This is a genomic window from Pseudomonas sp. LAMO17WK12:I10 (assembly GCF_900215185.1).
In the GTDB taxonomy this organism is placed as follows: domain Bacteria; phylum Pseudomonadota; class Gammaproteobacteria; order Pseudomonadales; family Pseudomonadaceae; genus Aquipseudomonas; species Aquipseudomonas chlororaphis.
On record NZ_OBDX01000016.1, the window covers coordinates 98,679 to 103,235 of the forward strand.

At 65.5% G+C, this 4,557-nt stretch carries 3 protein-coding genes; all 3 read right to left on the reverse strand.

Annotation, left to right across the window (positions count from 1 at the left end):
• Positions 1–105: 105 nt before the first annotated feature.
• Positions 106–1,104: an acyltransferase gene (locus CRO75_RS18305; RefSeq protein WP_097137312.1), complete on the reverse strand. Its 999-nt coding sequence runs from the start codon at positions 1,102–1,104 to the stop codon at positions 106–108.
• 151 nt (positions 1,105–1,255) lie between these two features.
• Positions 1,256–3,226, reverse strand: coding sequence for a MacB family efflux pump subunit (locus CRO75_RS18310; RefSeq protein WP_097137314.1), 1,971 nt, complete (start codon positions 3,224–3,226; stop codon positions 1,256–1,258).
• A 2-nt stretch (positions 3,227–3,228) separates the two neighbouring features.
• Positions 3,229–4,377 carry a macrolide transporter subunit MacA gene (macA, locus tag CRO75_RS18315; protein ID WP_097137316.1) on the reverse strand — a complete coding sequence of 383 codons (1,149 nt, stop codon included), beginning with the start codon at positions 4,375–4,377 and terminating at the stop codon, positions 3,229–3,231.
• Positions 4,378–4,557: the final 180 nt, after the last annotated feature.

The window sequence follows — 4,557 nt, forward strand, 5'->3', positions numbered from 1 at the left end:
TTGTCCAGGACTGGGACAGATGCCAGGGGGAACAGCCGGTGCAACAACCAGGAGTCGCTCCGCTCGGTCGTCCATGAGCGGGGCGCGCCCTGCAGGCCAGCGGCATCAAGCCGCCACTTCCCGCCCCTGCGACGCCCCCGCCCCATACCTCGCGCCGACCCGAAGCCCATGACGCAGCTTCAACGCCGGCCGTTCGACGCAGTAGTACGAAACCCCGCTGAATAACAACGACAGCGCCAGCACGCTGGCAACGATGGGCGCCTCGTAGGCCACCGGCCAGAACGCGCGCAGCAGGTACATGAGCACAAAGTGATTGAGGAACACGCCGTAGCTGATGTTCCCGAGGAACTCGTCGATCCGGTGGAATCCGAGCTTCGTCAGCAGGTACACCGCCGGCACGCCCAGCGCGAGGCCGGCGGTCACCTCGGCATTGAACGGCCGGCGCTCTATCCAGCCGGCCATGATCGCCACGAAGATCAGGGCCGCCGCCACGGCGCTGCCGCCAGCGATCATCAGCCCCTTCGCCCGCGCCTGGTACAGGTAGCTGCCGCACAGGAACATAAACAGCACGCCGGGCAGTAGCCGATAGCCGTACAGGTCGGTATTGATGAAGCCCAGGCAGGCGGCCAGGAAGACCACCACCGACAGGACAAAGGCAACGCCGCGCACGCCGTAGAGGATCAGGAACGGGATCACCAGGTAGAAGCACATCTCCAGCCCCAGCGACCAGGCCGGCGGCAAGATCTCCACGCCGGCCGCCCCGAACATATAGAACCCCAGGGGTACGATCGGCAGGCTGGCGGCGATGTTCCCGAGCGTCAGCTCGGCGGCTTGCGGCGTGCCGGGCAGCAGGAAATAGATCACCGCGCAGGAGGCGGCGAAGTACAACAGAAATTGCGGGTAAAGCCGCAAGGCCCTGTCCAGGTAGAACAGGCCGATTTTTTCCGGCGCCTGGTAGCTGCGCTCGATCAGCGAGGTCATCACGAAACCGCTGATGATCAGGAAAGAAATCACGGCCACCACCCCGGGGTTGAGCCCCATGAATGTCTTGCCCATATGTGAAACAGCAACCAGAACAGCCAACGACAGGCGATACGCTCCCACTGACTACCTCAAAACGTCCTTGTAATTGTGGCGCGTAAACTACGCGGCTTTGCGTGGGGAAAACAGGCTTTTCGCGACATTCCGCGGGCGCCGCCACAGTCTTTTGCCGCTCGCTTGCCGGCAGCCCGCCCAGGCTTGGCCTGGGCAGGTTTCAATCGCGCGCCAGGGCCTCGATCGGGTCCAGCCGCGCCGCGTTGCGCGCCGGCACGAAGCCGAAGACGATGCCGATCAGGGTCGAGCAGGCGAACGCGGTGACGATCGAGCCCATGGAGAAGACCATTTCCCATTCCTTGATGAACAGCGAGAACAGGTAGCCGATGGCGTAGGACAGGGAAATGCCGATCATCCCGCCGATCAGGCAGACCATCACCGCCTCCACCAGGAACTGCTGGCGGATGTCCGACTGGCGCGCCCCGACCGCCATGCGGATGCCGATCTCGCGGGTCCGTTCGGTGACCGACACCAGCATGATGTTCATCACGCCGATGCCGCCGACCACCAGGGAAATCACCGCGATCAGCGATAGCAGCAGCGCCAGGGAGCGGCTGGTCTTCTGCACCGTCTGCATGATGCTGTCCAGGTTGTTGGTGAAGAAGTCCTTGGTGCCGTGGCGTTGCAGCATCAGCCTGGTGACGTTGTCTTCCACCACCTTGCTCGGCTGGCCGTCCTTGATCCGCACCGTGATGCTGTCCAGGTAACGCTGGCCGAGCAGCCGCCCGGCCGCGGTTTCATAGGGCACCCAGACATTCAGCGCCTTGCTCGCGGCGAACATGTTCTTGTTCTCGGCGGTCACCCCGATCACCGTGCACGGCAGGTTGCCCACCAGGATCACCTGGCCCAGGGGATCCTCGCCGGGGCCGAACAGGCGGTGGCGGGCGTTGTGGTCGATGACCACCACCTGGGCCTGGCGCCGCGCATCGCTTTCGCTGAAGGCGATGCCGGCCGCCAGCTTCAGCCCGCGCACCTGGAAGTACTGGTCGCTGACGCCGTTGACCTGGGCGTCGAGGTCGATGTTGCGGTAGCGCAACAACATGCTGCGCCCCACCACCGGGGTCGCGCTGTCGACGTAATACAACTGGTTGAGCGCCGCGACGTCGGCGGGCACCAGGGTTTCGATGGCCGTCGCCCGGCTGTCGCCGAAGCTGGTGCCGGAATAGATATCGATGGTGTTGCTGCCGATGGCCTGGATGTCCTTGAGCACATAGCGCTTGGCGCCCTCGCCGATGGCCGAGATCGACACCACCGAGGTGATGCCGATGACGATGCCGAGCATGGTCAGCAAGGTGCGCATGCGATGGGAAACCAGCGCCACCCAGGCCATGTTGAAGGCCTCGCGGAACAGCCCGAGGCTGGCCACCAGGCGCCGCGCGCCATTGCCCTCGAGGGCCACCGGCGGCTCGCTGGGCGCCTGCGCGCCCTCGCGGAGATTGGCCTGGTCGCTGAGGATCTCGCCGTCGCGCACCTCGATGATCCGCTCGGCATGGGCCGCGACCTTGGGGTCGTGGGTGACGATGATCACCGTGTGCCCGAGGGCATGCAGCTCCAGCAGGATGTTCATCACCTCCTTGCCGCTGGCGGTGTCGAGGGCGCCGGTGGGTTCGTCGGCGAGTATCACTTCGCCGCCGTTCATCAAGGCCCGGGCAATGCTCACCCGCTGCTGCTGGCCGCCGGACAGCTGGCTCGGCCGGTGGCCCAGGTGCCCGGTCAGGCCCAGCCGCGCCAGCAATTCGCGGGCCCGGGCGTGGCGCTTGGCCTCGGCGGTGCCGGCATAGATCGCCGGCATCTCGACGTTGTGCATGGCGCTCAGGTGCGCCAGCAAGTGATAGCGCTGGAAGATGAAGCCGAAGTAGTCGCGGCGCAGCTCCGCCAGCGCCTGGTCGTCGAGGTCGCGGGTTTCCCGGCCGTTGATCCGGTAGCTGCCGCCGGTGGCGTAGTCGAGGCAGCCGAGGATGTTCATCAGGGTCGACTTGCCGGAGCCCGAGGCGCCGGTGATCGCCACCATCTCGCCGGCCTCGATCGTCAGGTCGATGTGCTTGAGGGCCATGAACTCGCGCTCGCCGGCCATGAAACTGCGACTGATGCCCTTGAGTTCCAGCAGCGGTTGAGACTGGGGCTGGGTCATGCTCAGGCCCCCGCCACGGCCGGCAACGGATCGCCGATCACCACCCGCTCGCCTTCGGCCAGGCCGTCCTTGATCTGCACCTTGACGTTGTTGTTGATGCCGGCCTGCACATTACGTGACCGGGCCTGGCCCTTGGCGTCCAGGACCCGCACCGGGAAGCTGCCGTCGTCGTTGCGCGGGCCCAGCGCGGCCACCGGCACCGTCAGCACATCCTTGGCGGTGTCGAGCACGATGCGCACCTGGGCGGTCATGGAGATCCGCAGGCGATGATCGGGGTTGGGCACATCGAACAGCGCGTTGTAGAACACCGCGGTGGTCTGTTTCGGCGTGCCCGCGGGCTGGGTGTCGAGGAAGTTCTGCGGCGCAGGTTCGGTGCCGCGCAGCTTGGCGTAGTAGCGCCGGTCCTCGCCGAGAATGGTGAAGTACACCTCCTGGCCGGGGCTGATATGGATCACGTCGGCCTCCGAGACCTGGGCCTTGACGGTCATGGTGTCGAGGTCGGCGAGCTTGAGCAGCACCGGCGCCAGCTGGTTGGCGATCACGGTCTGGCCTTCCTGGGTGACGATGCCCACCACGTCGCCGTCGATCGGCGCGACGATGCGCGTATAGGCCAGGTTGACCTTGGCGGTGTCGATCTGGATATGCGCGTTCTTGATCTGCGCATCGAGGCTCAACAGATTGGCGCGCTGCACCTCATAGTTGGCCGTGGCGGTCTCGAACTCCTGCTTGGAAATCGCCGCGTCTTCCTGCAAACCCAGGTAGCGTTCGTAGATCGACTGGGTTTCCTTGAGCTGGGCAATAGTGGCGCGCCGCTGCGCCTGCAGGTTTTCCTCGTCGACCTGGGCCTGGCGCAAGGTGTTGCGCAGCACCAGCGGGTCGATTTCCGCCAGCCACTGGCCCTTCTTCACCTTGTCGCCGAGCTTGACCTTGAGCGACTTCAACTGCCCGGAGACCTGGGCGCCGACATCCACTTGCTTGATGCCTTCGAGCAGCCCCGAGGCCAGCACCGCGTTCTCGATATCGCCGCGCTCGACCTTGGCGGTCAGGTACTGCGGGGGCTCCGCCGGCGCCCGCACCGCGTAGAAAATCAAACCGGCCAGCACGGCCAGCGCCGATCCCAGAGCGATTTTGCGAAACTTCGAGTTTTCCATAGGTGACCACAAATCCGTTGAGGGTGAACCCGGCGGCTGCCGGGCCTCACTGTGCGAAGCACCCTATTGCCGTCATGAGCGGTGCTTCCCGATAAACCCAGCGGGCTCGGCCGACCGTGGAAGCGGCGGCCGAACCCATTCATCGCCCGTTGCCACAAGGCCCGGGCGGGCCCTTGCCCC